Annotated in this window: 23 protein-coding genes; 18 read left to right on the top strand and 5 right to left on the bottom strand. The window is 41.4% G+C overall.

Translation table 11 applies throughout. The features are described 5' to 3' along the window. The first annotated feature begins 13 nt into the window (after positions 1-13). Both HQN86_RS25425 and HQN86_RS25420 read left to right on the top strand, forming a co-directional pair. Positions 14-2,263 carry a DUF2961 domain-containing protein gene (locus HQN86_RS25425; protein ID WP_172663644.1) on the top strand — a complete coding sequence of 750 codons (2,250 nt, stop codon included), beginning with the start codon at positions 14-16 and terminating at the stop codon, positions 2,261-2,263. Positions 2,264-2,287: 24 nt separating this feature from the next. After that, positions 2,288-3,244 (top strand): family 43 glycosylhydrolase, encoded by a 957-nt coding sequence (locus tag HQN86_RS25420; protein WP_172663643.1) that lies wholly within the window; start codon positions 2,288-2,290, stop codon positions 3,242-3,244. 47 nt (positions 3,245-3,291) lie between these two features. Here HQN86_RS25420 and HQN86_RS25415 read toward each other — a convergent pair whose 3' ends face one another. Next, entirely contained in the window at positions 3,292-4,041 is a 750-nt protein-coding gene (locus HQN86_RS25415) for a DeoR/GlpR family DNA-binding transcription regulator (RefSeq protein ID WP_172663642.1), read from the bottom strand. A 208-nt stretch (positions 4,042-4,249) separates the two neighbouring features. Between HQN86_RS25415 and HQN86_RS25410 the strand changes: the two genes are divergently transcribed. The 9 genes from HQN86_RS25410 to HQN86_RS25370 are packed head-to-tail and all read left to right on the top strand — an operon-like array spanning position 4,250 to position 19,493. Then, the gene (locus HQN86_RS25410; protein WP_246269738.1) at positions 4,250-7,300 is read left to right on the top strand and encodes a SusC/RagA family TonB-linked outer membrane protein; all 3,051 of its coding nucleotides are present in this window, start codon (positions 4,250-4,252) and stop codon (positions 7,298-7,300) included. A 32-nt stretch (positions 7,301-7,332) separates the two neighbouring features. Further along, positions 7,333-9,147 (top strand): RagB/SusD family nutrient uptake outer membrane protein, encoded by a 1,815-nt coding sequence (locus HQN86_RS25405; RefSeq protein ID WP_172663641.1) that lies wholly within the window; start codon positions 7,333-7,335, stop codon positions 9,145-9,147. Positions 9,148-9,167: 20 nt separating this feature from the next. Next, positions 9,168-10,382 carry a BT_3987 domain-containing protein gene (locus HQN86_RS25400; RefSeq protein WP_172663640.1) on the top strand — a complete coding sequence of 405 codons (1,215 nt, stop codon included), beginning with the start codon at positions 9,168-9,170 and terminating at the stop codon, positions 10,380-10,382. A gap of 31 nt (positions 10,383-10,413) precedes the next feature. Continuing rightward, complete coding sequence (locus HQN86_RS25395) at positions 10,414-12,672, top strand: alpha-N-acetylglucosaminidase (protein ID WP_246269737.1); 2,259 nt, start codon at positions 10,414-10,416, stop codon at positions 12,670-12,672. Between the two features lie 14 nt (positions 12,673-12,686). Further along, positions 12,687-13,505 carry an N-acetylmuramic acid 6-phosphate etherase gene (locus HQN86_RS25390; protein WP_172663638.1) on the top strand — a complete coding sequence of 273 codons (819 nt, stop codon included), beginning with the start codon at positions 12,687-12,689 and terminating at the stop codon, positions 13,503-13,505. Positions 13,506-13,532: 27 nt separating this feature from the next. Next, on the top strand, positions 13,533-15,377 hold the full coding sequence (locus HQN86_RS25385; RefSeq protein ID WP_172663637.1) for a beta-N-acetylhexosaminidase: 1,845 nt from the start codon (positions 13,533-13,535) through the stop codon (positions 15,375-15,377). A gap of 13 nt (positions 15,378-15,390) precedes the next feature. Next, entirely contained in the window at positions 15,391-17,331 is a 1,941-nt protein-coding gene (locus HQN86_RS25380) for a hypothetical protein (protein WP_172663636.1), read from the top strand. A gap of 3 nt (positions 17,332-17,334) precedes the next feature. Beyond that, positions 17,335-18,627: a sugar MFS transporter gene (locus HQN86_RS25375; RefSeq protein WP_246269736.1), complete on the top strand. Its 1,293-nt coding sequence runs from the start codon at positions 17,335-17,337 to the stop codon at positions 18,625-18,627. Between the two features lie 20 nt (positions 18,628-18,647). Then, positions 18,648-19,493, top strand: coding sequence for an N-acetylglucosamine kinase (locus HQN86_RS25370; protein ID WP_172663635.1), 846 nt, complete (start codon positions 18,648-18,650; stop codon positions 19,491-19,493). 27 nt (positions 19,494-19,520) lie between these two features. Here HQN86_RS25370 and HQN86_RS25365 read toward each other — a convergent pair whose 3' ends face one another. The 3 genes from HQN86_RS25365 to HQN86_RS25355 are packed head-to-tail and all read right to left on the bottom strand — an operon-like array spanning position 19,521 to position 20,944. Then, positions 19,521-20,069, bottom strand: coding sequence for a DinB family protein (locus tag HQN86_RS25365; protein ID WP_172663634.1), 549 nt, complete (start codon positions 20,067-20,069; stop codon positions 19,521-19,523). A gap of 58 nt (positions 20,070-20,127) precedes the next feature. Continuing rightward, entirely contained in the window at positions 20,128-20,667 is a 540-nt protein-coding gene (locus HQN86_RS25360; RefSeq protein WP_172663633.1) for a Crp/Fnr family transcriptional regulator, read from the bottom strand. Between the two features lie 49 nt (positions 20,668-20,716). Next, the gene (locus HQN86_RS25355) at positions 20,717-20,944 is read right to left on the bottom strand and encodes a hypothetical protein (protein ID WP_172663632.1); all 228 of its coding nucleotides are present in this window, start codon (positions 20,942-20,944) and stop codon (positions 20,717-20,719) included. A gap of 168 nt (positions 20,945-21,112) precedes the next feature. Between HQN86_RS25355 and HQN86_RS25350 the strand changes: the two genes are divergently transcribed. The 7 genes from HQN86_RS25350 (at position 21,113) to HQN86_RS25320 (ending at position 26,156) form a co-directional block, all read left to right on the top strand. Continuing rightward, entirely contained in the window at positions 21,113-22,024 is a 912-nt protein-coding gene (locus HQN86_RS25350) for a helix-turn-helix domain-containing protein (RefSeq protein WP_172663631.1), read from the top strand. Between the two features lie 85 nt (positions 22,025-22,109). Then, positions 22,110-23,009 carry an alpha/beta hydrolase gene (locus HQN86_RS25345; protein WP_216854514.1) on the top strand — a complete coding sequence of 300 codons (900 nt, stop codon included), beginning with the start codon at positions 22,110-22,112 and terminating at the stop codon, positions 23,007-23,009. Between the two features lie 135 nt (positions 23,010-23,144). Then, positions 23,145-23,567: a hypothetical protein gene (locus HQN86_RS25340; RefSeq protein WP_172663630.1), complete on the top strand. Its 423-nt coding sequence runs from the start codon at positions 23,145-23,147 to the stop codon at positions 23,565-23,567. A gap of 128 nt (positions 23,568-23,695) precedes the next feature. Continuing rightward, a complete protein-coding gene (locus HQN86_RS25335) occupies positions 23,696-24,511 on the top strand; it encodes an SDR family NAD(P)-dependent oxidoreductase (RefSeq protein WP_172663629.1) in 816 nt (271 codons plus the stop codon). Between the two features lie 133 nt (positions 24,512-24,644). Continuing rightward, a complete protein-coding gene (locus tag HQN86_RS25330; protein ID WP_172663628.1) occupies positions 24,645-24,965 on the top strand; it encodes a hypothetical protein in 321 nt (106 codons plus the stop codon). Continuing rightward, positions 24,958-25,674, top strand: coding sequence for a DoxX family protein (locus HQN86_RS25325; protein ID WP_172663627.1), 717 nt, complete (start codon positions 24,958-24,960; stop codon positions 25,672-25,674). The genes HQN86_RS25330 and HQN86_RS25325 overlap by 8 nt, the downstream gene beginning before the upstream one ends. 269 nt (positions 25,675-25,943) lie before the next feature. Next, positions 25,944-26,156, top strand: a complete 213-nt coding sequence (locus tag HQN86_RS25320) for a DUF6965 family protein (RefSeq protein ID WP_172663626.1) — start codon at positions 25,944-25,946, stop codon at positions 26,154-26,156. Positions 26,157-26,192: 36 nt separating this feature from the next. Here HQN86_RS25320 and HQN86_RS25315 read toward each other — a convergent pair whose 3' ends face one another. Then, complete coding sequence (locus HQN86_RS25315; protein WP_172663625.1) at positions 26,193-26,570, bottom strand: winged helix-turn-helix transcriptional regulator; 378 nt, start codon at positions 26,568-26,570, stop codon at positions 26,193-26,195. Positions 26,571-26,661: the final 91 nt, after the last annotated feature.

The following is a 26,661-nucleotide window of genomic DNA, read 5'->3' as shown; positions in this document are numbered from 1 at the left end:
AACTGATGCTCATATGAAAAAAATCATCTCAAAATGCCTTCTTGCAAGTTTAGCTGTAATGTCCATAAGCGCAAATGCACAAAACGTACTTTCAGTACCAGTAGGATTTGATGCCTATCGCAAATGGGACCAGCTTCCGCTTCAACGCATAGGCGTAAGGGCCTATATGCGAAGTACCTATGATCGCACCGGCGGAGGTAGTGATGCCTCGCATTTTTTGTTTATGAATAAAGAAGATGAGAACGTAACCCTCAGCGTAAAAGGGAAAGGCATCCTCTATTTCTTTCGCACTAATCACTGGCATGGCAGTCCATGGCATTTTAAGATAGACGGCATTGACAATGTTGTAAAAGAAACGGCAACATCCGATCCTGTCAACGCAATTAAAACGCTGAAAGAAACCGCCTTTATTCCGAATGCGGCATTTCCTAAGCCATTGGGGTGGACATGGGGCGCTACAAAAGGTGCAGATCTGATCTGGGTGCCAATGGCTTTTCAGGATTCGATGAGTATTGCTTATTCCCGTACCTTTTATGGTACCGGTTATTATATTTATCATCTTTATGCTAATGAGCAAAACCTTTCTCAGCCCATCAGATCATGGAATGTAAATAAAACGCCAGATCAGGATATTGTTGATCTGGTTAACCTTTCAGGTAAGGATATTGCCCCCAAAAATATCAATGCACAGCAAGGTCAGTTAAAATTGAATCAGAAGACTATTACTTTGGCCACACTTAAAAATCCCTTATCTCTGGTTCGGGCCGTTAAGCTAAGTTTTCCGCTTAGTAAAGCGATGGATTTGGAGCGTATTCACTTAAAAATAACATGGGACGATGCAGCATATCCATCTGTAGATGCACCGCTATGTCTTTTTTTTGGAGCGGGTACCTTCTTTAATCGCGAGAAAAAGGAGTTTTTGGTCAAGGGGCTTCCCATAAATATTCGCTATGATTATATAAACAACAAAGTTGAGCTTGCTTGCTATTATCCTATGCCATTCTTTAAAACAGCAAAATTTGAACTTACCGGCATAGCACCTGACAACGCAGAGATAAATTATGAAATACGTTACGAAAAGCTGAAAACAGCCAGCAACAGAAATGCGTATTTTCATGCTACCTATAAGGATATACCTAAACCGGATTTGGGTCAGGATATGACCTGGTTAGATACTCGGGGTATAGAAGGACATCAGCAGTGGTCAGGAAGTTTCCTTGGAACATCATTTATATTTTCTCACAATGCCAATCTTAATACGCTGGAAGGTGATCCAAGATTCTTTTTCGATGACAGCAAGAGCCCCCAGGCCTATGGTACAGGAACAGAGGAGTGGGCAGGAGGAGGTGATTATTGGGGCGGGGAAAACATGACACTTCCACTTGCAGGTCATCCCTGCGGGTCTACTGAGAAAAAAACAGCAGTAAATGATAAGGATCTTATTCAGTCAGCATATCGGTTTCTTATTGCTGATCTGATGCCCTTTGGGAACCGGGCTGTTATAAATTTTGAGCATAGCGAAAACGTTTCTCAAGAGCATTATGAAGCTGTATCTTATTGGTATGGGATGCCATCAGCGTCACTGATTAAAACAGATTCGATTGATATTGGTAAGCAAGATGATGAACTGCGCCACGCTTATTATTCACCTGAGGCTTCCAAAGTGGAAACCATTCTATCGAGATATGAATGGGGGCCGGATAAGTTTCCCGCCGGGGCATGGGGCTTGGATTTACCTAAAAGGATTCCTGGGTATAAAGAATTGATCGGCAAAGAGATTTATCCTGCCCATGAAGAAGATGGTCGACATACATCAGGTATTTCTGAGTTTACGGTGAGTATGAGTCCTGATAACCTGGGTGCGCTATTACGACGGACGCTGGATTATCGCTATCCGAATCAAACTGCGGAAGTTTATATTGCCGGGAACGTATCAGGAAGAAAAATTAAAGAAAAAGATTGGAAAAAAGCGGGTATATGGTATTTGGCAGGATCTAGTACTTGTATGTTTTCAAGACCAGCCGGTGAATTGGCGAAAAGAGTGTATCAGATCGAAACATCAAACAGACGTTTCAGAGATGATGAATTCCTGATTCCGGCTAAATTAACAAGAGGTTTATCTAAACTAAGAGTAAGGATTAAATTTATTCCTACAATTCAGCAGCTTTATCCGGGAAAGGATTTTCCGGAGCAGAGTGTTTGGAGTGAACTGAGATATCAGGTGTATAGTTATGTGCTGCCACAAGTAAAACCTATAAAATAATCATTGGTCTGTTTTAATACGGATATGAAAAAAATGAGCATTACGATGCTGACAATCGCTTTTACATTTTGTCAGCATGCCATGGCGCAGCAGGAAAAGTCTTTTGAAACCCCGTATATAAAAGGGAGCTTTGTTCACATTTTTAATCCAAATGATACCCGGTCAAAAGAAGACACTACCTGGTATACAAATGATCATTCCTTCGTAAGAGGTGTTGATGGTACCTGGCATGCGTATGGCATCATTGGGCACCATCCAATCAGGCCATGGGGTGGAGAAACTAGATTCTTCCACATTACTTCTGGTTCTCTGATGCAGCGGAAATGGAAGGATAAAGGGGATGCCATGTCCGTGAAGGAAGGTAAGGAGCGCGTATTGTGGGCACCTCACGTTATAAAAGATAAGAATGCCTTTTATATGTTTTATAATATTGGCAATATGCAAAAAGATGCCCCTAACTACGCCTCATGGGGTCAGTTATGCATGGCAAAAAGCGATAATCTGGTAGATTGGGAGCGTTATCAACTTAATCCGCTCTTTAGCGACCCTGGCCATGCACGTGATTCGTATATCATGAAATATAAAAGTAAATATTATTATTACTATACCAGAACCTACAATGAGGTCGACCATCGATCAGTAGTTGCAGTAAGAACAGGGCCCGATCTGTTGCACTGGGGCGGTCCGAAAATTGTGCATATCCAACCTTATGTGGTAGATTGGGGAGGGGATGCTGAGAGTCCTTTTGTTGTGCATAGAAATGGAATTTTCTACCTTTTTATATGCAGGGCAATGACCCAATACAATCAAACAGATGTATACTGGTCTAAGGACCCCGAAAATTTTCCTGAAAAGAACCTGGTTTGTTCGCTTCCTATCCATGCTGCTGAAATTATTTATGATAAAAAAGAAGGATGGTTTATCTCCAATACAGGCTGGGATAAAAAAGGTTTGTTTCTCGCTCCGCTGGAATGGAGGTAGATCCATTCAAAGAATTATTTTGATAGCTTGGCGGAGCGTGTTCTATGCTAAAGAAGTTTCAAATCATCATTTCTGAAGTTGGCCAGGTAGGGGCTTTCTGGTGGTAATTCTGTGATCAGGTAGTTTATTTTATTGATTGGGCATATTCTGATTCTTTGCGATGTATTTAACTTTTCTGCGATCGCCAAAACCGCAACTTTTCTGGAAGCATTCACAATGGCTTTGTTTACCTGTACAATCTCCCAGTCCATATCAGTAAGGCCTTCTTCTACAGAAAATGCGTTGGCGCCAAGTAAGCAAAGGTCTACTTTAAGGTCGGATAGCTCGTTAATTACACTTGTTCCGGTATGCAGGTTTGCGTTTTTGCTTAGCTTTCCCCCTATAGTAATCACCTCCAAATTGCTGTGTTCTGATAGGGTAATGGCTGCCTGCGGGCTAACAGTAAAGAATGTTGCCTTTAGGTTTTTGGGAATCATTTTGGCCAGTTCCAGAATGGTAGTTCCACCCTCTGTAAGAATAACCATGTCATTTTTAATCAGTTTGAGGGCTTTTTCTGCAATTTTTTTCTTTTCTGCAAGCGCATATACTTCATTTTGCAAATTAAAGGGGGCAATAAAAGATTTGCTCGCAGCACCTCCATGAACTTTCAGGACTTTACCTGATTCGGCCAGCTCCTTCAGATCACGCCTGACTGTATCGTCAGAAATGTTTAATAAAGTACTCAGATCGGCTGATAGGACCTTATTGTGGAGGTTGATTTCCCTCATAATCAGTTTGTGTCTTTCTTCTTTACGCATAAGCAGTTTATAACAGATTTAACAAAAGTAAAATTTTTTTCTGTTAAAACATTTGGAAGTTATGAATTTTGCGGTTATACTTGTATTATAAAACGCATAAAAAACGCAAAAAGAATAATTTTGTCTATCTGTGAGGGATTTTTGATGAAGTTTATTGTTTTTCGTGCTACTTTTTTGCGGTTTTGAACCACTAAACCAAACAACTTATATGAATAAAATTTTAGCATTTCTGATCATTCTGTTCCTGGTAACAGAAGTAAAAGCCAAAAGCTGGCCTTTTCAAGTCGCCGACCGAGTTATCCGCGGCGAAGTGGTTGATGAAAAAGATGAAGCCATACCCGGGGTTTCTGTAAGACTAAAAGGAAGCGCGCAGGGAACGGTGACTGACCAGAAGGGTAAGTTCTCTTTGTCGGTTAATTCAGACAATGATTCCCTGCAATTTTCTTTTATCGGTTATAAGAATAAAACCATCAGAGTTGGTTCATCACAAGAGTTCAAAATTAAGCTTGAACCCGATGAGGAGAATAAATTAAATGAAGTAACCGTCGTTGGTTATGGTACGCAAAAGAAAATTTCCGTTACCGGTTCATTGTCTACCATTTCTGTCAAAGAGATTCAACGGGTTTCCACCCCGGCATTATCCAATGCAATTGCAGGTAAACTGCCTGGCATCATTACCCGTCAGGCGAGCGGCGAGCCCGGATATGATGCTGCGCAGGTGTATATACGAGGACTTTCAACTTTTGGAAACAACGCACCGCTAATATTGATAGACGGAGTGGAGCGTGATATGAATAACATTAATGCTCAGGAGATAGAGAGCTTTACGATACTAAAAGATGCATCTGCTACCGCTGTTTATGGCGTACGAGGTGCCAATGGAGTTATTCTCATTACAACGAAGCGCGGAGTTAGCGGCAAGCCAGCTGTAACATTCCGTACAGAAGCGGCGGCTTTACATGCCTTAAGGCTGCCGGAATATATTAACGGACAACAATATGCCTCCCTGATGAATGAGGCAAGGATGTTTTCTGGTGAACAGCCTAGGTGGTCAGCTGAAGAACTCGAAAAATTTGGTAATGGCTCAGATCCCTACCTGTATCCCAACTCGAACTGGACAGATGCGGTATTGAAGCGTGATACCTGGCAAACCATCAATAATTTAAGTGTTACCGGTGGTAATGAAATCATTAAGTATTATACCAATGTTGGTTATACCCTTCAGAATGGAATTTATAAACAGGATATGTCCAATAAATTCAATACGAATGCCAATATCAAACGATACAATTTCAGGAGCAATATTGATCTGAACTTATCAAAAAGTCTGACCATGCAACTTGGCCTAGGTGGAATTATTCAGAATGGGAACTATCCCGGATTCTCAGCACCAGATATCTTTCAATCTTTAAAAACAATATCGCCAATTGCATTTCCAGTTAAGAATCCAGATGGAACACCTGGAGGTGCCCAAACCTTTGTGGGATGGAATCCTTGGGGAAGGGTCTCGCAATCGGGCTATAGTACACAAGATCGTAGTACCTTGCAGGGTACTTTCGCAGCCAGATGGGACATGTCTGAACTGGTGACCAAAGGTTTATCATTAAGGGGTTTGTTTTCGTATGATCGTTACGGTCAGACCAATAATGTAAGGGCCAAGGAATTTGAAGTGAAGCGGTATCTGGGAACAGATCCTGAAACCGGAGAAGATTTGTATAGTGAACCGTTTAGAGAAGAAAAGCCACTCGGATATTACATCGAAAATGGGAGCAACAGGGCTATTTATATGGAAACCCAATTGAATTATGAGCGCTCATTTGATAAACACGGACTGACTTCCATGCTATTATATAATCAGCGTGATTATGTGGATCTTTCTGCGGGCAGCTCCGTGTCGAATCTCCCTTTTCGCCGAATGGGCTTAGCCGGTAGGGTCACCTACAACTACGATAACCGATATCTTGCAGAGGTTAACTTTGGTTACAATGGATCTGAAAATTTTCCGAAAGGAAAAAGATTTGGTTTCTTTCCAGCCTTCTCAGCCGGGTGGGTAATTTCAAATGAAAAATTCTGGAATGCATCCGCAATCAGCAACCTGAAAATAAGAGCCTCTTATGGAAAGGTGGGAAATGATCAGATCAACCAGCGCTTCTTGTTTCTAAGCACTGTAAAAACAGTTGGACAATCTTATCCGTTTGGCCCGGATCAGCAGCTTTTCTATGGGATGGAGGAGAACCAGATCGGTAATCAAAACGTCACCTGGGAACGTGCAACAAAAAGAAACATCGGTCTGGACCTTGGCTTCCTGGATGATAAAATAACCTTGCAGGTGGATGCTTTTGATGAAGATCGTACGGGCATTCTCTTGCAGCGCCAAACGGTGCCCTTTGTAACCGGATTCTATCCCTGGTCTATTCCTTATGGAAATATTGGTGCAATCAAAAACAAGGGGATAGATGGATTAATAGAAATGCGAAATACTACATCTGGCGGATTTTTCTATTCCTTGCGTGGTAATTTCACCTTTGCTAAGAATACAATTGTAGAAAACGATGAGCCCACACGCCGATATTCCTATTTATCCGGTAAAGGATTGCCGTTAAATCAGAGTTTTGCATTCATTTCTGAAGGTTTATTCCAAAGCGAGGAAGATATTGCTACCAGTCCAAAACAAAGCTTTTCTATCCCAAGACCGGGAGATGTTAAATACAAGGATATTAACGGTGATGGTATAATTGATTCTTATGACCAGATCCCCGTAGGTTATCCGCGTCTTCCTCAAATGACATTTGGTTTTGGCGGCACCATATCTTATAAAAGCTTTGATTTTAGCCTGTATTTTACAGGGGCAGCCAAATCGAGTATTTTCTTGAGTGGAACTTCAATGTGGCCTTTCTACGATGGTCTGGGGGTAAATAATGTACTCACCGAATATTACAACAATCGTTGGACACCAGAGAACCGGGGTGCGAAGTATCCTGCAATAGATGTCGGTAACAATCCAAATAATTTCCTGAATTCTACCACCTGGATGAAAAATGGGAATTACCTCAGGTTGCGTAACCTTGAAGTGGGGTACACTTTACCTCAGCGCGTGTCTGGCAGGATAGGGGTAAGCTCCCTCAGGTTTTTTGTCAACGGTATGAACTTGTATACCTGGGATCATATTAAGATCATCGATCCGGAATCTAATGACGGAACCGGTGGGTATCCTTTGCAGCGGTCATTCAATGCAGGTTTGCAGATTGATTTTAAATAATATAACCAATAACCATTATAAAAGAATTTGATATGAAATATTTAATCTGTGGATTATTGTTCGTGCAGCTTTTGATGTTCTCCTCTTGTAAAAAAGATTTTCTGGATAAAAGCCCTGAAGAAGACATTACCATTGAAGAAGCTTTTCTTCAACGCAGGTATGCTGAAGCATTTTTATCGGATGTTTATGCCGATCTCCCACTTGAGAACTGGTTTACCGACATGGTCGATCCTAATCCGTTTGTAGTTGCCTCTGATGAGATGAATGTACCCTGGCCGGAGAAATTTGCAAAACTGATGAACAAGGGTTCCTGGAACGCCTATAATGTGGCAAGTCAGCAGTGGCGTAACATGTATGAGGGTATTCGCAAAGCGAATATTTTTCTGAAATACATCGACAGAACTCCCCTTGGCAAAGACTTTACCCAGCAGGATAAAGACCGTTGGATAGGTGAAGCCGTATACCTGCGTGCTTTTTACCACTTTTGGCTAATGCGAATCTATGGCCCGATTCCCATTATGGATTATGATGCAGGAGTAGCCGATGATTTCACTAAAATAAAACGCCAACCACTTGATCAGGGTGTTGATTTTGTTTCTAAAGAATGTGACAGGGCGATCAGTTTGTTGCCAATGAGAGTTACTTCCGATAGGAATATTGGACGGGTTACTGCTGCGGCTGCGATGGCGCTAAAGGCAAGAATGTTATTGTATGTGGCAAGCCCTTTATGGAACGGCAATCCTGACTATGCAGGCTTCACAGATAAAGAAGGTATAAAACTTTTCCCTGGTCAGTATCAGGCCGAAAAATGGAAAGCTGCAGCTCTTGCCGCCAAAGAGTGTATCGATAAATGTGAGGCTGCCGGTTATCAGCTTTATAGAAAATATCCAGATCCTGTGCAGAATTACCAGCAATTGTTTCTGGAAAACAACAACGTTGAAGTGATCCTTGCACGTAATTGTACTACACCTGATATTGGCGGTTATTATCCGGGAATGACCGAGAAATGTGCTTTCCCTGGAAGCCTGGGCGGGTGGAATGGGTATAACCCAACTCAGCAGCAAGTAGATGCTTATGAAATGGACAATGGAAAAGCACCAATACTAGGTTATAATAGTGATGGGTCACCAGTGGTCAATCAATCCTCCGGATATACTGAAGCAGGTTATACAGCTACAGCCATGACCGGACGCTGGATGGAAGGGGTAAGCAATATGTATGTGCACCGGGATCCCAGATTTTATGCTTCTATTAACTTTAACGGAGCCTACTTCATTGACCGCCGCTTGCAGTTCTGGTCCAGTGGAGCAGATGGTAGAGGAAATGCCGGAAGAGATTATAATACGACAGGATATTTGCTTAAAAAATCTGTAGATCCTACGGCGAATATTGCCCAGGGCAGGTTTTCACTTAAAACATGGATATTTTTCAGGCTTGGTGAATTTTATCTGGACTATGCAGAAGCACTAAATGAATCAGACGGGCCAGTTGCCGATGTGTATAAATACATGAACCTGATCAGGGAACGTGCCGGAATGCCAGCACTTCCAACAGGTCTTAATGCTCAGCAAATGAGAGAAAGGATCAGGAACGAACGTCGTGTGGAGTTGAGTTACGAAACCCATCGCTACTTCGATTGTCACCGTTGGAAGATCGCTGCACAGACCGATAATGGGCCTATTTACGGAATGAACATCAGTGCCGGAACCAATTTGCAGGATGATGCTTACTATAAGAGAACAGTGGTAGAAAGAAGGGTGTTTCAGGGGCCTAAGCATTATTTATTCCCAATTCCGCAAAGCGAAATTGACAAGACCCCTAATATTATTCAAAACCCAGGCTGGTAATGATCCATAAACTTAAAACCATGAATAAGATAAATTTAACCTCAATACTTTTAAGTGCTTTTATATTCCTGACTGCTTGCAATAAGGATGTTTTAGTGGATTTGGATATTCCGCAGGCCGATACCTATGCACGCCTGTACATGCCACAGGCAGTAAGTAATCCAATTGCAATGGGGATTAGTATAACCGATCAGGACTATCAAGTGCCTTATGCGGCCCATCTGGGTGGCCCGTTAGCGGCCCAAACCGATATACCAGTAAATTTTAAGGTTTCGGCCGAAAGGGTTGCCGACTATAATCAGAAAAATAATACCACCTATCAGTTGCTGCCCGAAGGAAGTTATGCCCTTCAGCAGGCAACAGCAATAATTCCCAAAGGTGCACAGGGAACTGCAGTTCAGAATCTGGTCATCAAAACCAAAGGCTTTCTAAACGCATTTGAGTCTTATCTGCTTCCGATAAGCATTTCTGCACCTGGAAATGTGACTTTAAATAAGGAACTCAGTACCACTTATTTCCTGATTACAGGCTCATATGCCCCAGGTGAAGTTCCGCGTGAGAAAGTGCTGTCTATGGGTGCTGATGCAGGTGCTTTTTTAATAGATTTTAACGGCGATTTTATACGTAAAGCGCCGGTAACCGGAGATCTTCTGTTGTACAAGGCTGATGTAGCTACCGGACAGTTTACTCTCCCACCTAAAACGATCGGTTTCGGCTGGAATGTAATGGATAAAATTATCTCCTTTGGCGGTAACCGCTTGATCGCAAGATTTGGAAGTGGGGCAGGCGATCTTAACCAGTATTTTCTTAGCCAGGACGGGGCATTCGGGGCCCAGAGAGGGGTTGGTCAGGGCTGGGGCGCACTCTCTGCAATTGTTCCATTCAAAGGGTTGCTATTAGGTATTGCAGCAAATGGTGACATGACTAAATTTCCTTTAAACGGGGATGGCGACTTTGATTATGGAAACATCAAACAAATTGGTAGCGGATGGGCTGGTTTGGCACAAATCTTTGCTTACCAAAACTCACTGATTACCATTGAAAACAGTGGAGATATGTGGCAGTATCCACTAACAGAGGATGGAGTTTTTGGTACACGGAAGAAGATAGGTACAGGCTGGGATATGTATATTAAGGTAATTACTGCCGGCAATGATCTGTTGGCTTTGGATGCCAATGGAGATTTGTGGCGATATAAATTCAATCCGGAAGGCCTGTGGCCTTTAAAAAAGTAGAAAATAATAACTGATTCAAAAAGATATAATAATGAATAAAATACCGCTAATGTGCCGAAAAACTGCTATACTCTTGTTTTGTTTAACCTTTGCCATTCAAATGGTCTGGGCTAAAGACAAAGATACCTCTTCATTGAATGAACAGGCAGCCTATGCACTGATTAAACGGGTTCTGCCAAAATATGCCAGTCGTTTTAAGGTGGCCTATATTCCCATGGAAGACAACAAAGATGTTTTTGAACTGGAAGCCAGTGGGGAACAGATTCTTTTAAAAGGCAATAATGGGATATCGGTTGCCAGTGCCTTTAACTACTGGCTTAAAAATTACGCGCATTGCGATATCAGCTGGAATGGTACCAATCTGGAGATTCCAACACCATTTCCTATGGTGAAGGAAAAAATTCATAAGGTTACACCGCATGATTACCGTCATTATTTCAATTACTGTACCTTCAATTATACTGCGTCCTGGTGGGACTGGGAGCGCTGGCAATGGGAAATTGATTTTATGGCATTGAATGGGATCAATATGCCGCTTGCTATGACTGGACAGAATGCGCTGTGGGACCGGGTTTACAGAAGCTTTGGTTTTGATGACGCAGACATGGATGCTTTTTTTACCGGGCCGGCATATTTCATGTGGTTCTGGGCAGGTAATATTGATGGGTTGAATGGTCCTTTGCCAAAAAGCTGGATGAAAAGTCACGAGGAACTACAGAAAAAGATCCTGCTTCGCGAACGGGAGTTGGGTATGAAACCAATCCTTCCTGCCTTTAGCGGTCATGTGCCCCCAACATTCAAAAAAAGATTCCCTAACGCTAAAGTTGACAAGGTGAACTGGGAAGGCCGTTTTGCAGATGCTTATGTACTTGACCCGGAAGATCCTATGTTTCAGCAGATAGCCGACAGGTTTATGCAGGAACAACAAAAGACCTTTGGATTGGAAAATCATTTATACGGGGCCGATACCTTCAATGAAATGGATCTTCCACACCAGGATTCTGCCTACGTACGTAAAATCGGCAAGGCAGTATATGATGGTATGGCCAAAACCGACCCAAAAGCAATATGGGTGATGCAGGGATGGTTGTTCTGGGACCGAAGGGATTTCTGGCAGCCTGAGCGCATCAACAATTATTTGAGCGGAGTACCGGATGATAAATTAATCATCCTGGATCTTTTTGCCGATGAACAGCCTATATGGACCAAAACCAAATCCTTTTTCGGGAAACCATGGATATGGTGCATGCTTCACAATTTTGGCGGCAGGAATCCACTGTTCGGCAACCTTGATTATATCGCTAAAGAGCCTGCAGAAATGGTTCATGATCCTAATAAAGGTAACCTGTCTGGAATCGGATTGGTGCCTGAAGGGATAGAGCAAAATCCAGTTGTCTATTCGCTTATGCTCAATCACGTATGGAGCGATCAGCCCGTAAACGTGAACGAGTGGTTAAAAGGATATGCCCACAGTCGTTACGGAAAAAAGAACCCGTACACAGAAAAAGCCTGGGATATTTTACATAAAACAGTGTATGCTAAAGAAGGCAGCTATGAGACCATTGTGGTAGCAAGACCAACCTTTGAAAAAGACAATGATTGGGCCGCTACAGATTTGCCGTATGATCCACTTGCGTTGGTGCCGGCATGGGAGAATATGCTGGCTGCGGCTCAGCAATTTAAGCGTAATGATTGCTACCAGTTTGATCTGGTAAGCATTGGCACGCAGGTGCTGGCCAATTATGCCTCAGTTGTTCAACAACAGTTTGCCAGAGACTTCAAACAAAAAAACATTACCGGCTTTAAACAACATACTGCAGAATTCATGGAACTGATTGCCGATATGGACCAGCTGATGGGTACCCGAAGAGAATTGTTGCTTGGGAAGTGGCTCAACGATGCAAAAAAATGGGGTACCAATACCGCTGAGTCTCGATTATATGAAAAAAACGCAAGAGATCTGATCACCCTTTGGGGAGGGAAAGATGCTGTACTTCACGAATATGCAAACAAGCAATGGTCGGGTCTGTTTAATGGCTTTTACGGAAAAAGATGGAAGATGTTTATCTCCGAGGCCAGTGATGCTTTAAAAACGAAAAAAGTATTTGACCAAAAGGGCTTTACTGAAAAAGTAAAAACCTGGGAATGGAACTGGGTAAATGGTACAGAGCAATATCCGGATCAACCAACAGGAGATCCTACAGAAATATCAAAAAAAATGTATGCTAAATATGGCAAGCAGATCACTGCCGCATACAAGAAACTTAAATTAACGAAGAACAAAAAATAAATTACGAATAACATATGATACCTATTACAGAACAATCATCCCTTTATGATAACCTGGAAACCAAATCAGTTGAGGAATTGACCAGTGCTATTAATCAAGAAGACCATAAAGTGGCAAAAGCAATTCAGGAGGTTTTACCGCAGGTAAACTGCCTGATTACCGCTATCGTGAATAAACTAAAGAACGGCGGCCGGATGTTCTACATCGGAGCCGGCAGCGGCGGCAGACTCTCTGTACTCGATGTGATCGAGCTACCTACCACCTACGGCCTACCCAAAGGAATTTACAATGCTGTGCTTGCCGGAGGAGAGGACCGGCTCATAGATGCACTGGAAGAAATGGAGGATGACCTGAATGAAGCCTGGGACAGGCTCAATGCAGCAAACATCTCAGAAAAAGATATTGTGGTGGGTATTTCCGCAAGTGGAAGTACGCCTTTCGTTCTGGAGGGCCTAAAACAGTGTCGTGCACATCACATTGCAACAGGCTGCATTGTGAGCAATCCGGACTCGATTATTGCAGAACAGGCTGATTATCCTGTTGAAGTACTTACCGGTCCCGAATTTGTGACAGGAAGTACCCGAATGAAGTGCGGTACTGCACAGAAGATGTTGCTGGATATGATATCAACCACAGTGATGATTCAACTGGGAAGGATAGAAGGCAATAACATGATCAATGTAAAGCTCATTAACGATAAGATCATGGACAGGGGCGTTAAAATGCTGATGAAAAAAGCCGAAATTGACAACTATAATGAGGCTAAGTCATTGCTTTTACAGTATGGTACTGTAAAAAATGCGATGGAAAAACTGGTTAAAAATCACGACTGATTATTTTAGAACGCTAAATATAAAACTTTGAAATACATTTTTATTTGTTGTTTGTGGGCGCTCCTGGTCATATCTGGTTATGCGCAGTCTGGTGCGCCTAAAGTGCAGTTGATTCCAGCGCCTGCACAGTTGAACCTGAAAAGCGGGAGCTTTATTGTCGGTAGTAATACTGTAATTCATTATTCAGATGCTACCTCAAAGAAGAGCGCCGTTCAGCTTCATGAATACTTGTACGAAAACTATGGCATTAACCTGAGCCTTCTTTCCGGAAAGCCTGAAAAATCGAACCAGGTAATTTCTTTTGTATCTGCAAAGGCAAGGGTCAAGGAGTCGTATACACTTAGGGTAGGTGCGGCAGTAATTGAAATTACGGGCGACGATGCAGGTATGTTCTATGGCTTACAGACGCTATTTCAGTTGATCAGCGTAAAGGACCAGAAACCTGAAGTTCCCTGTTTGGAGATTAGCGATAGCCCTCGCTATGCTTACAGAGGAATAATGCAGGATGTAGGCTACCATATCTATCCGGTTTCCTTTATTAAAAGCCAGATTGAGATGCTGGCAAAATACAAGATGAATGTATATCACTGGCACCTTACCGAAGACCACGGCTGGCGAATTGAGATTAAAAAATATCCCAAACTTACCTCTGTAGGTGCTTTCCGTGCCGGTACGCAAATCAGTAATTACACAGATTCGCTTAATGGTAATGACCACCTGCCTTATGGTGGTTTTTATACACAGGACGAGATCAGGGAGGTGGTTGCCTATGCAGCAGAAAGACATGTCACAGTTATCCCAGAAATTGAACTGCCAGGACACTCCCTGGCAGCGCTGGCGGCTTACCCGGAATTGGCTTGTGGTGACAATCCCGGGCCATTTAAAGTCGCTGAGCACTGGGGCATATTTGAAGATGTGTATTGTGCAGGCAAAGAAAATACCTTTAAATTCCTGGAAGACGTGCTCACAGAGGTTATGGCGTTATTCCCTTCTCCTTATATTCATATCGGAGGTGATGAATGCCCTAAAGAACGCTGGAAGGTCTGTAAATTTTGCCAGAAACGGATTAAAGACAATCACCTGAAAAATGAATTTGAGCTGCAGAGTTATTTTGTAAAAAGGATCGAGAAATTTGTGAACTCCAGGGGGAGAAAGATTATTGGCTGGGATGAGATCCTCGAGGGTGGTCTTGCACCAAATGCAACAGTAATGAGCTGGCGTAACATAGAAGAAGGGATCAAAGCTGCAAAACAGGGACATGATGTTGTAATGTCACCCCTTTCACATGTTTATTTCGATTTTATACAGGGCAGACGGGAGCTGGAACCCCTGGCCATCGGTTGGGGCTACAATTCTTTGCCGCGGGTTTATAACTATGATCCTACACCTGCAGTGCTCTCTGATAAAGAGAAAGAACACATCATCGGGGTTGAGGCAGCCATATGGACAGAACACATGGATACACACCGCAAGGTAGAATACATGCTCTATCCTCGCTTAATGGCGTTGGCTGAGATTGCCTGGACACCTCTTGAAAAGAAGGATTCGGTTAGTTTTTTTGAGAAAAGGCTCCCGAAGCACCTTGCCGTTCTGGATAAAACAGATAAAATATACCGGGTGCCGGGTCCAATAGGCCTTTCGGATACCACTCTGATTGGAGCGGATTTTAACCTGGAACTTAAGGTCCCTGTTGAGGGCGCCAGAATCTATTATAATTTTGAAGGTCAGGATGCCAGGGAAACTGATTTTGTATATGAAAAACCAATACGGATTATACTAAATAAGGGCGAGCGCAGGGCTTTAAAGTCTATTGTGATCACCCCATCTGGGAAACGAAGTGTAAATACGACAACTATTTTCAAAAACCCTTAGCCATATTCTTCCAATGTATTTGAAAATCCTAAATAAAATAACCCGTCTGCTCATTTGCAGCTTGTGTTGCATCAGTTTTACTGGCAATGCCCAGGTGCTGTACAAATCGGGCTTTGCCAAAACCAGCATTGAGCCCTCAACGTATCCGTTTTCCCTGACTTTGGCTGGTTACGGCTACCCCAGGGAAGGACGTTTTAGCCTCGACTGGATAAAAAAAACAGCATTGCAGAACTGCACGGCTTTTACCGGAAATAATGAGGCGTTATTTGTAATAAGCAATAACCAGTTGCTGATGACAAAGGCGGCAGAGACCCTGAATTGGAAAGGCATTGGGAAGAGCGATGGCATAACCGCGCTTGCTGCCGGAAAAAAACTACTTTATGCGGTAAATGATAAGGGAGAGATTTTACAGTCCGGTTTTTCCGGTGTGTTAAGCTGGAAAAAGTTAGCTGCCCTCCAGGGGGTAGTAAGTATTACGGTTTTTAATGACATTCTCTATGTGGCTGATCAAAATGGGGTAATCAGCTTTTCGAATTTAAAAAGTAAAACACTAAACTGGACAAAGCTGAGCAGTTTAAGTAGCCTTGTCAGCATGGTTTCTTATGATGGGGCTTTGTATGGATTAACTGCAAGCGACGATCTGATGAAATTGGATCTTAAACATAGAAATGCAGCCTGGACGAAAATTGCGAGATACAACGGTGTATCTTACGATGTACACCTAAAATCCATAGCAGTAGCGAACCATACTTTGTATGGCCTAACTAAGGATAATTCTGTGTTTGCCGGTAAACACCTAACAACAGGTGATCTTTCAGTTACTGCACTGGCAGTATCATCAGGCAAGCAAACGGTGGTTGTGGTGGGCGCAGATCTCTGTGGCCTTGGTTATGACTTTGTAACTTCAGTTAAGCAGGAGGTTTATAGAAAATACCGCATCCCGGCAGCAGCAGTCATGGTAAATTCCTCGCACACACATTTTGGCCCCGTAGCACAGCACTGGCCAGCTTGGCCTGAGTTTGTTCAGCAACCAGATAGTTTATACATGAATGGAACATTGAGACCTGCCATTGTGAAAGCGATAGGAGCAGCAATCAAAGCTATGCAACCGGCCGACCTATATTTTGGCAGGGGAAAAACTGCGATAGGTGCAAATAGAGCACTTACCGGAGCACAGGTGCCTTATGATAATGATGTAGATGTATTGAGTGTGGTTAATAAAAAGAACCAACAGAGAACGCTGTTATTTTTAACGGGCTGTCATGCGGTTTTCAAGAACGAGGGCGCCGAGATGTTTACCATTAGTCCTAATTTTCCGGGGGTGACCAGAAAGTTACTTACCGATAAGAACAGTATTTCCAATGCCATGTTTATTCAGGGTTGTGGGGGCGACATTAACCCGGTTGATGAAAATCATCAGAGAACAGGAGCATCACTCGCCGCTGATGTACTATCTGTCTTAAATCGCCCACTGCAAAAACTGGATGGTGAGATTAGCTTTTACATGGACTCTATCAATTTTCCTGTAAAAAAATGGACAGAGCAGGAAATGTTGGCTTTCAGGGAAGAGAATGATAAGCATAACGAAAATGTAGAAGAAGAAAAGAATGTTCGATGGGCCGACCGCATGCTTGATCTGAATAAGGCTGGGAAAATACCGGCGTCCATGCCTGTCTATATTCAGACGTTCAATATCGGTAGCTGGAAATTGATTGGATTGTCACGTGAGGTAGTTACTGATTACAGCCTGGGTATTAAGAACCTTTGGCCAGGCAAACTGGTAAGTGTAGCTGGTTATTGTAATGACGTGTCTAGCTATTTGCCTACCTCCCGGCATATCAAAGCCGGTACTTATGAAGGTTTCGGCTCATTTTTCTGGTATGCTCAACCCGCTATATTTCCGGAATCAGTTTATGAAACTGTAATCGATAAAGTAAAGAATGAAAATCGTTAGGGTATGGACGTCATGACTAAAGAAATTCCTGCCATCAAGGTAGAAAATAACCTGCTTAACCCATTGATCATCATTGGTGTATTGTTCTTTATTTTTGGTTTTGTGACCTGGCTAAGTGCAGTACTGATCCCTTACTTGCAGATTGCTTGTGAGCTCAATAATTTCCAATCCTACCTGGTAGCTTTTGCTTTTTACATTTCCTATTTTGTGATGGGTGTTCCATCCGGATGGCTTTTAAAAGCTACCGGATTTAAAAAAGGAATGTCGCTCGGATTGCTGCTTGTGGCAGCAGGCTCCTTGCTTTTCATCCCCGCTGCTTTGAACAGGCAGTACGCTATTTTTTTGCTCGGGCTTTTTGTACAAGGTGCGGGACTTACTGTATTGCAAACGGCTTCAAATCCGTATGTGACCATTCTGGGTCCCAGGGAGAGCGCAGCAAGAAGGATCAGTTTTATGGGGATATGTAATGGTATTGCCGGAGCAATGGCCCCTGTAATCCTGGGTGCAGTAATCCTAAATGATGCAGACGCATTGAAAAGTAAACTGGGTTCCTTAAATGGTGCCCAAAAGCTTGTCGAATTAAATGGGCTGGCGGCTAAGGTAATTCTGCCATATGCAATTATTACATTGGTGCTTATCGTATTGTCGGCGGTGATCTACTTTTCTACTTTACCCGAAATTGACGAGGAAGAACTGGATGCAGCTGAGAATGATCTGGAAAAAAGTACAAAGACTTCCGTTTTTCAATTTCCGCACCTGATCATTGGGGTTTTAGTGTTGTTTGGGTATACTGGTGTAGAAGTAATCGCAGGGAATAGCATTATTGGCTATGGGGCCTATCAGGGTATTCCACTGACAATGGCTAAATTTTTTACTTCTTTTACACTGATTAGCATGCTTGCCGGATACCTGATAGGGATTATATGCATTCCCAGGTATTTTAGTCAGGAAACAGCACTTAAGAGTTCTGCAGTATTAGGTATTGTATTCACAGTACTGGCTATGTTCAGCACGGGTTTAACCTCAGTCGTTTTTGTGGCCCTGCTAGGGCTGGCAAATTCATTGATGTGGCCGTCCATATGGCCATTAGCCATTTCAGGCCTGGGTAAATTTACCAAAGCGGGGTCTTCACTGTTGGTGATGGCAATTTCCGGCGCGGCAGTACTGCCACTTTTGTATGGGTACTTAGCAGACCATATGAACCCCCAGCAGGCCTATTTGATGGTGATCCCATGCTATCTGGCAGTGGGTTACTATGCAATCGCCGGTCATAAAGTGGGAAAGAAGAATAGCTGATTTATTTAAACAACGGAAGCATGATTTTAATAGCCGACAGTGGCTCAACTAAAACAGACTGGTGCCTGATCAAGAACTCGGGCAAGAGCCTTTACTTTAAAAGCGAAGGGTATAATCCTTATTTCTTTGCCAAATCAGCTATGATTGAATCCATTCGCAGTAGCATTTCTGTGCATATTGATCCAATGGAAGTTGCTACGCTTTATTTCTATGGTGCAGGCTGTGAGGCCGACAAAACCGGGTTGATGATTGAGGTATTGAGTTCAGTTTTTAGTAATTGCAAACAGTTATATGCAGATGTCGATTTGCTTGCAGCTGCAAGGGGGCTGCTCGGACAGAAATCCGGTTTTGCGGCGATACTCGGAACAGGAACAAATACCTGCATTTATGATGGAGTAAATATTGTTAAAAATATTGATTCACTGGGGTTTATACTGGGGGATGAAGGAAGTGGAGGTGCTATTGGAAAAAGGATTCTTAGTGATTACTTAAGGAATAAAATGCCATCGTCTGTTCGTATCCAATTCGAAAAGCTATACCGTTTTTCAGCTGAAGAGATTATCCATCAAGTGTATATCGAACCAATGCCAAATCGGTTTTGTGCCCAATTTGCTAAATTCCTTAATCATCCGGAAGTGGATGCAGATTACAGTTATCGGATAGTAAAAACATCTTTTCAGCAATTCTTCGAAAATCTGGTTAGCTGTTATCCCGGATATACAGCTTATTCATTCAATTGCGTAGGCTCAATTGCCTATCATTTCAAGAATGCACTGCTGGAGGTTTTAACTGAATTCAATATGAAGCCCGGGCTAATTATTCCCTCTTTAATTGAGGAGCTGGTAGCCTATCATCGGGCAAAATAAAATAAATCATCCGGGGGAGATGTTCATCTAATATCTATTGTTATCTGCCTGAGCAACATGTCTTTCAATATGGTGTACTGTAAACCTTAGGGTATCTCCAAGCCTTAATTTGATGAGTTTGGTTAGCGAGATCGGTGTTTTAGTTTTGGTCATGTTCACCTGTTCTGCCTGAGTTAATAATGACTTTAAATGTGCTTGCTGCATTAAAAAACGATCAATAGTTGTCACTGTCAGGCGCCTTCCAAAGGGGTTCATTTCCTTTGTTGTAGACATTTTTTTGATCCCGTCTGGTTTTATCTTTACCAGGTTCACAAAATAATCTCCAATGATACCGCTCTTAAAAATCCCTGAATTGCGTGTCACCTTTTGGGAACGAATCGCGCTTTCAATGACCGGAAGATAGAAGTCGCCATACAGGTTTAAATGTTCGATGCATTCTAAAATACTCCATTTATTTGGTGCAGATTTTTTATTCAACTCATCAATATTCAATTCTCTGAGCTGCTTAACTTTTTCGGTAGAATTTGCGGTTATAATTAAAAGATTCTCTATCAGTTGACTACTTATTATCTTCATCGTTGCTATTAATTTATACAAAAATGAAAAGAAACAATTTATTGGCTGTTGATTGAAATCAAGAATTTCGAATGCGACTCAAAGTTTCAGGAGTCATCCTAAGATAGGATGCTATATATTTTAATGGAACATGCTGAAATAGGTGGGGACTTCTTTGTAAGACCCGTTTTAAACGTTCTGTGGGAGAAACTGTGAGCAGATCAACTTCCCTCTCGATTTGTTCGATAATTACTGTTTCTAATAAAGATTTATAGCCGGCTAAACTATCAAGATCTCCATTTACTAAGGCTGATACCTTTTCTTTAGGGAGCACTCGCAAAGTTGTTTTCCTGATGGCTTCAATATAAAATTCTGATGGACTTTCGCTAAAATAGGAGGCTAAAGAATTGATTATGGAACCCTCAAAACCAAAGCGGATGCTTTGTTCTTCATATTCTGATAAAAGAAAAACCCGAACTGCACCTGATTCAACAAAGTATATGTTCCTTTCTATTTCTCCTTTCTTTAAAATAAATTCTCCTTTGGAAAAGGTCTTTTTAACTTCCGAAATCTTCAGTGAATTAATCAGATTAAAGGTAAAAGATTGTGTTTCATCCATGAATATAGCCGGTTTCTTTTTGGCAAAAATAACAGATTTTATGGCTTGGCTATGGACGTTGGTTGTGCATGGTGCTGCGCATGTATTCCTGAAACATGTTTTCCCGGAATCGTCTGTTGGCTATACGGCGTGATCTGCGGGTATAACTCCAGTAAAACAAAACCCAGATACTCAGAACTAAACCATATACAGGAAAGGGATTGGACATATTGGCTGCAGTGTATAATGCGCTGGCAGAAATCCCTAAGCTTAACAAAAGAAAGAAGACCGTTTTCATGACTGACAATTGTTAAATACTATACTAATTTACGAGGTAAATCGGATTGGTATTCAATAAATTATTCACAAGATTTCCACAATATTATCTTATTAACAATTCCCTTGTTTTTATGGGGCAATTGCTATATTGTGTACGTCTTTACAGATTAAGATAATCATCATACCTATGTATTTAACTTCGCTTCCTGATCACTCCAGCCCAGATTTTAACGAAGAGCTACACTTTAGCAGGTTTAAAGAACACAATGTTATTTTCAATACTACAAGCAGTTTTAGTTTTTGTGATGACCATGTAGGATGTTTGTCTTTCAAGACGATATTGGAAGGTGAAGAGTGGTATGGCATTAATAATCGCCGGCTGGCAATAAGGCCCGGACAATTCCTGATCCTTAACAATGAACAGAATTATTCGTGCAATATTGATACCCATGAAAGGGTTAGAGGGATATCGGTTTTCTTTAAAAAGGAATTTGCATCTTCAGTCTTCAACGACACATTAAAAAAAGATAATGAGTTATTAGACAATCCTTTTCTCATTCACAATGCACAACCTGAGTTTTTCCAGACGCTTAATGCTATTGAACCTGAAGTACAGTTTCAACTTGCAAGGCTGATTTCAGATCTTGAAACCCATGGTTATAATGGAGGTGCCGAAGAACATCTTGTTTTTTTTCTTCATTATCTTATAAGCACGCTCAAATCAGAATCACGACAGGCGGCCGAGGTTTCCGCGGTAAAGCTAAGCTCCAAAATGGAGATATACAGACGTCTGTGTATTGCCAAAGATTTCCTTCATTCCACGTTTATGGAAAAGCATGATTTAGATACACTTAGCAGTAACGCCTGTTTATCTGTTCCTCAGCTCGTAAGGCAATTCAAGTCTGTTTTTAAAACCACTCCGTATCAGTACCTGATCCAGATCAGGCTTGATCGGGCTGTTGAACTCCTTAAAAACAGCAATAAACCTGTACATGAGATCACCTGGCAATGTGGTTTTGAAAATGTCAGTGCTTTTTGTAGGGCCTTTAAATCTGCTTACGGCACCCAGCCTTTAATATTTAGAAAAGCTTACGCTTAAATTGAGCATTCTTGCATACGTTTAGTACAAATGACGGAATAATTTAGATCAATTTTTAAATCTGATCACGCTAACTCCAGTAACATTGAAACGAGCAATAACCTTAATCTTTTGTATTTTATTGATATCCCTTTGCCAAGCTCAGGATCAGGTGATACCACTTTATCCGTATGGTATCCCAAATTCAAAAAAAGTACCTCCAGATTATATAGAGCAGACTGATAGTTCTGGCCTGATTAGCAACGTTAGTGTTCCGACTATGCAGGCCTACTTTCCGGAGAAAGATAAGGCCAATGGCACTGCTGTAATTATTTTTGCAGGTGGCGGCTATTTTGTTCTGGCGCCAAAAAAATGCGTTGAGCTTGCAAATGCATTTAATGCACTTGGAGTTGCGGCCTTTGTTGTGAAATATCGTTTGCCCAGTGACAAAATCATGAAAGATAAAACAATAGGTCCCCTGCAAGACGCGCAAACCGCTATTAAGATCGTACGCAAAAGAGCTGGCGAATGGAACATAAATCCACTCAAAATCGGCATGATGGGATTATCGGCAGGGGGGCATCTGGTTTCTACAGCCGGTACTCAGTTAAATAGGGTAGTGATTGAAAACAATGAAAACATATCGCTTAGGCCAGATTTTATGATCTTGCTCTATCCGGTCATTATTTATGACCCCTATATATTCAGGACCAGGGAAAATTTAATCGGAAAGACACCTTCCCGACAGGCATTAAATTTATACAGTACCAATAGGCACCTAAGTGCCAAAACACCGCCTACATATTTGGTTCATGCTGCTGATGATGACGTTATTCCAGTAAAAAATAGTCTGAGTTTCTATGAAGCAATGCTTAAAGCTGGTGTTCCGGGTGAGTTGCATATCCTGCAATCAGGTGGACATGGATTTGGGATTTCTGATTCGGAAAACAAAAATAACTGGTTTCCGAGTTGTCTGAATTGGATGCAAAAAAATGGTCTTCTTTAAAAATACAATAACTATTACTGTTTGAAAAGCGCATTTCTGGAATTGAGCATTCTTGCACATGTTTAGTAAAACCGACCGGGTAATTTTGATCAGTTTAAATCGACATTATTTAATAAGGTATTAAAAAATCAATCTATGAAATCAGCAAGTAAAAACTTATCATTAGTATTATCAGTATTAGCGTTAACTGTATTGTTTTCCTGTAAGAAAAAAGAAGGAGGTTCACCTGTAAATTCAGATGAGGAAGCTGCAAAAAGAGTTGTGGGAACATATAAGGGAACACTTGATGCTACCCAGGAATATTTTAACGCAATTATTGTTATTACCAAAGAAAATGGTAACAAAGTAAAGATTACACCAAAACAAGGCGAACCATATTCCAATGTAACGCCAAAAATTATCACCGTAAAAGCAATACAGAATTCTGATGATGCTGAGGCTATTGGAACACCTGAAGGTACACTGGTATATCAACACTCGGTAAAAAACATATCTATTGTTACACTTTCCAGTTCCTCAAGTGATGTTACCTACAATTTCAGGGGAACAAAACAGTAAGATTTAGCCATAAAGGATTGTATCACCGATTTTGTCGCATTCTCCACCTAATATTGTCCGTTTTACACCCGTAATTAGAATGAGCCAAACAATAGCTTTGTATTGAACAATATGTATAAACTGGAATTATGATACTTCAAAATAAAAATGCGATTGTTTATGGAGCAAGTTCCTCCCTGGGAGGAACTGTTGCTCAATCACTGGCCACAGCTGGTGCCAATGTTTTTGTAACCAATAAAAACTTATTGGTTGCGCAGCAGGTTGCTGATAAAATTATTGCGGCCGGTGGTAAAGCCTATGCCGGTATGGTTGACGCAATGCAGGAGGATTCCATCAGAACACATATTGAATTCGTTCATAATATGGCTGGTAGTGTTGATATATCTTTCAATTTAATAGGAATTAAAAATGTTCAGAATATTCCACTAATCGAGATGTCACTCAAAGATTTTATTTCACCTGTTCATGATGCAATGCATACTCAATTTCTGACAATGACAGCGGCTGGTAGAATTATGAAAAATCAAAAATCGGGAGTAATACTTTCTTTAACAGCAACTCCAGGCGGTATTGGATATGCAATGGTTGGTGGTTTTGGTCCGGTATGCTGCGCAATAGAGAGTCTTTCCAGGGATCTGGCAGCAGAACTTGGCCCATATGGGGTAAGAGTTGTTAATATCAGGTCGGCGGGTTCACCAGATTCACGTCCATTTAAAGAATTTATTGCTACTGGAAGTGATGAGGCTGAATCTTTCTTGCAAAAAATTGTGGATGATACAATGCTCAATCAGTTGCCATTGATGGAGGATATTGCAAATACCGCCGTTTTTTTAGGATCAGATTTGGCAGGGAAAATAACTGGTGTTACTATAGATGTTACCGCAGGAACAACAGCTGCACTTAATTACAAAAACGCAAAACCCGCTTTTCTTAGGGGCAATTGAACGACCAACAGATAAACAAGGTAACTTGAATGGTAGGAGCAGGTAATAATTTTCTTAAAATACTTTGCAATACAAAGTGAGTTAGTTAACTTTGTATTGCAAAGTACTTTTTTATTTGTGAAAACTCAATAGTATGAAGATCTCAAGAACAAAATTTGTTATCATCTTTCTTGTTTCGGCGTTTGCCTTTCAGATTATCTTTAATTTACTGTTGCAGCCTGTAAACGGAGATTGGTTCCCTGGAACTGGGTCACCAATAGCATGGAAACGCACCGTAGCCACAATCATATATCCTGTCAAAGTTGTTTTAGTAGGGCCCTTGGCCCCTATACTCAACGATCCGGATCCTGCACCACCAGTTCGGGCACTTGCTTGTGCGCTATATTGGACTGTTATAGCTATCGTTCTTCATTTTATCCTAAGTAAAATTATCTCTCGCAAGAAACATGAATAGATTTGAAGAAATATACTATGAAGCAAAGTCTGACAATTGGTTTCAGCGGTTTGCTATTTTTTGCCGTCTCGCTCTGGCAGCCAGTTTTATTCCCGCAGGTTATATTAAAATCATAGGTGAACGATTCGCTGCGGGCCTGCCATCAAATAATCCTTTAGGACATTATTTCGATGCATTACATCTCACAGGGTATTACTACACCTTTATTGGAGTTGCTCAAATCGTAACAGCAATATTATTATTGATCCCGAGAACATCCCTTCTTGGTGCCCTGATGTATTTTTCCCTCATCGTGAACATTTGTGTACTCACTTATGCTACCCGCTTTGACGGTACCCGGATCGTTACTATCATGCTATTGGCAAGTTTGTTTTTACTAATTTGGGACTATGACCGTTTAAAATACATTTTGCCATTTAAGCAGCCCAACACAGATCCTTATGTGTTAAAAAAGCCCCTGGGTGTACGTCTTCGGGTCATATTTTTTGGTGGTTCTTTCGCAGTTGTGGCCTTTATTATTGTAGGTACTTTCTATTTATATGAGATCATACCGGGCAATTCTGAAGCTGAATGCAGAAATCAATGCGCTTCCAGCAAAAACCCCGCGGCTTGCGAAATTTTCTGCGACTGCATTTATAAGCAAGGTCAACCACTGGATAGCTGTCTGGCAACTTTTGATAAGACGAAAGATGTCCGCAGATCCCCCTAGAATTGATGTTCCACAGCAGGGTAGTTTTTAAAATTTAAAAAACAAAAACAATTGGTGCATATTAATTGTACTAATACTGATTACCCTACATTTCACCGAAAAACCAGTATCAGACCTTAGGTATCCTTCGGTCCAGGTAGTGTAATTTCTGTATAACTTTTGGTTTCCTCAAGCATCTTTTGCTTTTCTTAAGGTTGACTGTCAGTTGATTTCCTGTAGGCTTAAAATAAACGTAACGCTTTTTCCAGTCAATGTGATATCTTCGCGCCATGACAGCAGAAGATTACGAAGCGGCATTCCATGGGATTGCGCTTCCGGAAGGGCCAATTGAAATAGGGCAGGGGGCAATAGTTACGGATGTTCCTTTATTTGTGGCTAAAGAATTGGCTATATTAAAATTCGGTAATAACGAGCGGGTTAAAGAACCGGTGCGATGGAGGTTAAACAGACTGATTGAATTGATCAATAATAGTCACCAATAGCTGGTGAAAAGAGATTTTTATTGCCGCATTTATATTTTAAATGGTGTTGTTAACAAATTCACCCTTTTCTGAAACGATCTGATTTCCCCAGTTCGTAATTGTTTCTAAAACTGGTATAAATGTTTTTCCAAAATCCGTTAGGCTGTATATAACCTTAATAGGCGGTTTTTTACCATATACTTTCCTTAATATTAAGCCGTCCTTTTCTAATTGTTTCAACTGTAAACTCAATGTCATTTCGGTAATATTCGGTACTTCTTTCCGAAGCTCGTTGTAGCGTTTTTCAGCATCTTTTAAATGATACAGAATTACCGCTTTCCATTTACCACCTATTAAATCCATCGCTAGACTTATTGTGCAGGGATAAACTCTTCCCTTTAGTTTTACGTAATCACCTATACATTCTGTTTTCATCCGGCATTTTGTTTTAACCTATCTGTTTGGATAGTTATTGTAAATGTAGTATGCTAAAAATAATTTTGCAACTATAATTTTTATAGTATAA

It is taken from the genome of Pedobacter panaciterrae (assembly GCF_013204795.1).
In the GTDB taxonomy this organism is placed as follows: Bacteria; Bacteroidota; Bacteroidia; order Sphingobacteriales; family Sphingobacteriaceae; genus Pedobacter; species Pedobacter panaciterrae.
Note: the sequence above shows the minus strand (reverse complement) of the source record. Positions and strands in the feature narration are given on the sequence as shown.

Coding starts and splice junctions, on each gene's coding strand:
- HQN86_RS25315 (WP_172663625.1), bottom strand. CDS start 26,570: ATGAAAACAGAATGTATAGGTGATTACGTAAAACTAAAGGGAAGAGTT.
- HQN86_RS25370 (WP_172663635.1), top strand. CDS start 18,648: ATGATTTTAATAGCCGACAGTGGCTCAACTAAAACAGACTGGTGCCTG.
- HQN86_RS25380 (WP_172663636.1), top strand. CDS start 15,391: ATGTATTTGAAAATCCTAAATAAAATAACCCGTCTGCTCATTTGCAGC.
- HQN86_RS25420 (WP_172663643.1), top strand. CDS start 2,288: ATGAAAAAAATGAGCATTACGATGCTGACAATCGCTTTTACATTTTGT.
- HQN86_RS25320 (WP_172663626.1), top strand. CDS start 25,944: ATGACAGCAGAAGATTACGAAGCGGCATTCCATGGGATTGCGCTTCCG.
- HQN86_RS25375 (WP_246269736.1), top strand. CDS start 17,335: ATGGACGTCATGACTAAAGAAATTCCTGCCATCAAGGTAGAAAATAAC.
- HQN86_RS25335 (WP_172663629.1), top strand. CDS start 23,696: ATGATACTTCAAAATAAAAATGCGATTGTTTATGGAGCAAGTTCCTCC.
- HQN86_RS25360 (WP_172663633.1), bottom strand. CDS start 20,667: ATGGATGAAACACAATCTTTTACCTTTAATCTGATTAATTCACTGAAG.
- HQN86_RS25330 (WP_172663628.1), top strand. CDS start 24,645: ATGAAGATCTCAAGAACAAAATTTGTTATCATCTTTCTTGTTTCGGCG.
- HQN86_RS25400 (WP_172663640.1), top strand. CDS start 9,168: ATGAATAAGATAAATTTAACCTCAATACTTTTAAGTGCTTTTATATTC.
- HQN86_RS25340 (WP_172663630.1), top strand. CDS start 23,145: ATGAAATCAGCAAGTAAAAACTTATCATTAGTATTATCAGTATTAGCG.
- HQN86_RS25350 (WP_172663631.1), top strand. CDS start 21,113: ATGTATTTAACTTCGCTTCCTGATCACTCCAGCCCAGATTTTAACGAA.
- HQN86_RS25325 (WP_172663627.1), top strand. CDS start 24,958: ATGAATAGATTTGAAGAAATATACTATGAAGCAAAGTCTGACAATTGG.
- HQN86_RS25425 (WP_172663644.1), top strand. CDS start 14: ATGAAAAAAATCATCTCAAAATGCCTTCTTGCAAGTTTAGCTGTAATG.
- HQN86_RS25410 (WP_246269738.1), top strand. CDS start 4,250: ATGAATAAAATTTTAGCATTTCTGATCATTCTGTTCCTGGTAACAGAA.
- HQN86_RS25365 (WP_172663634.1), bottom strand. CDS start 20,069: ATGAAGATAATAAGTAGTCAACTGATAGAGAATCTTTTAATTATAACC.
- HQN86_RS25405 (WP_172663641.1), top strand. CDS start 7,333: ATGAAATATTTAATCTGTGGATTATTGTTCGTGCAGCTTTTGATGTTC.
- HQN86_RS25395 (WP_246269737.1), top strand. CDS start 10,414: ATGAATAAAATACCGCTAATGTGCCGAAAAACTGCTATACTCTTGTTT.
- HQN86_RS25390 (WP_172663638.1), top strand. CDS start 12,687: ATGATACCTATTACAGAACAATCATCCCTTTATGATAACCTGGAAACC.
- HQN86_RS25415 (WP_172663642.1), bottom strand. CDS start 4,041: ATGCGTAAAGAAGAAAGACACAAACTGATTATGAGGGAAATCAACCTC.
- HQN86_RS25355 (WP_172663632.1), bottom strand. CDS start 20,944: ATGAAAACGGTCTTCTTTCTTTTGTTAAGCTTAGGGATTTCTGCCAGC.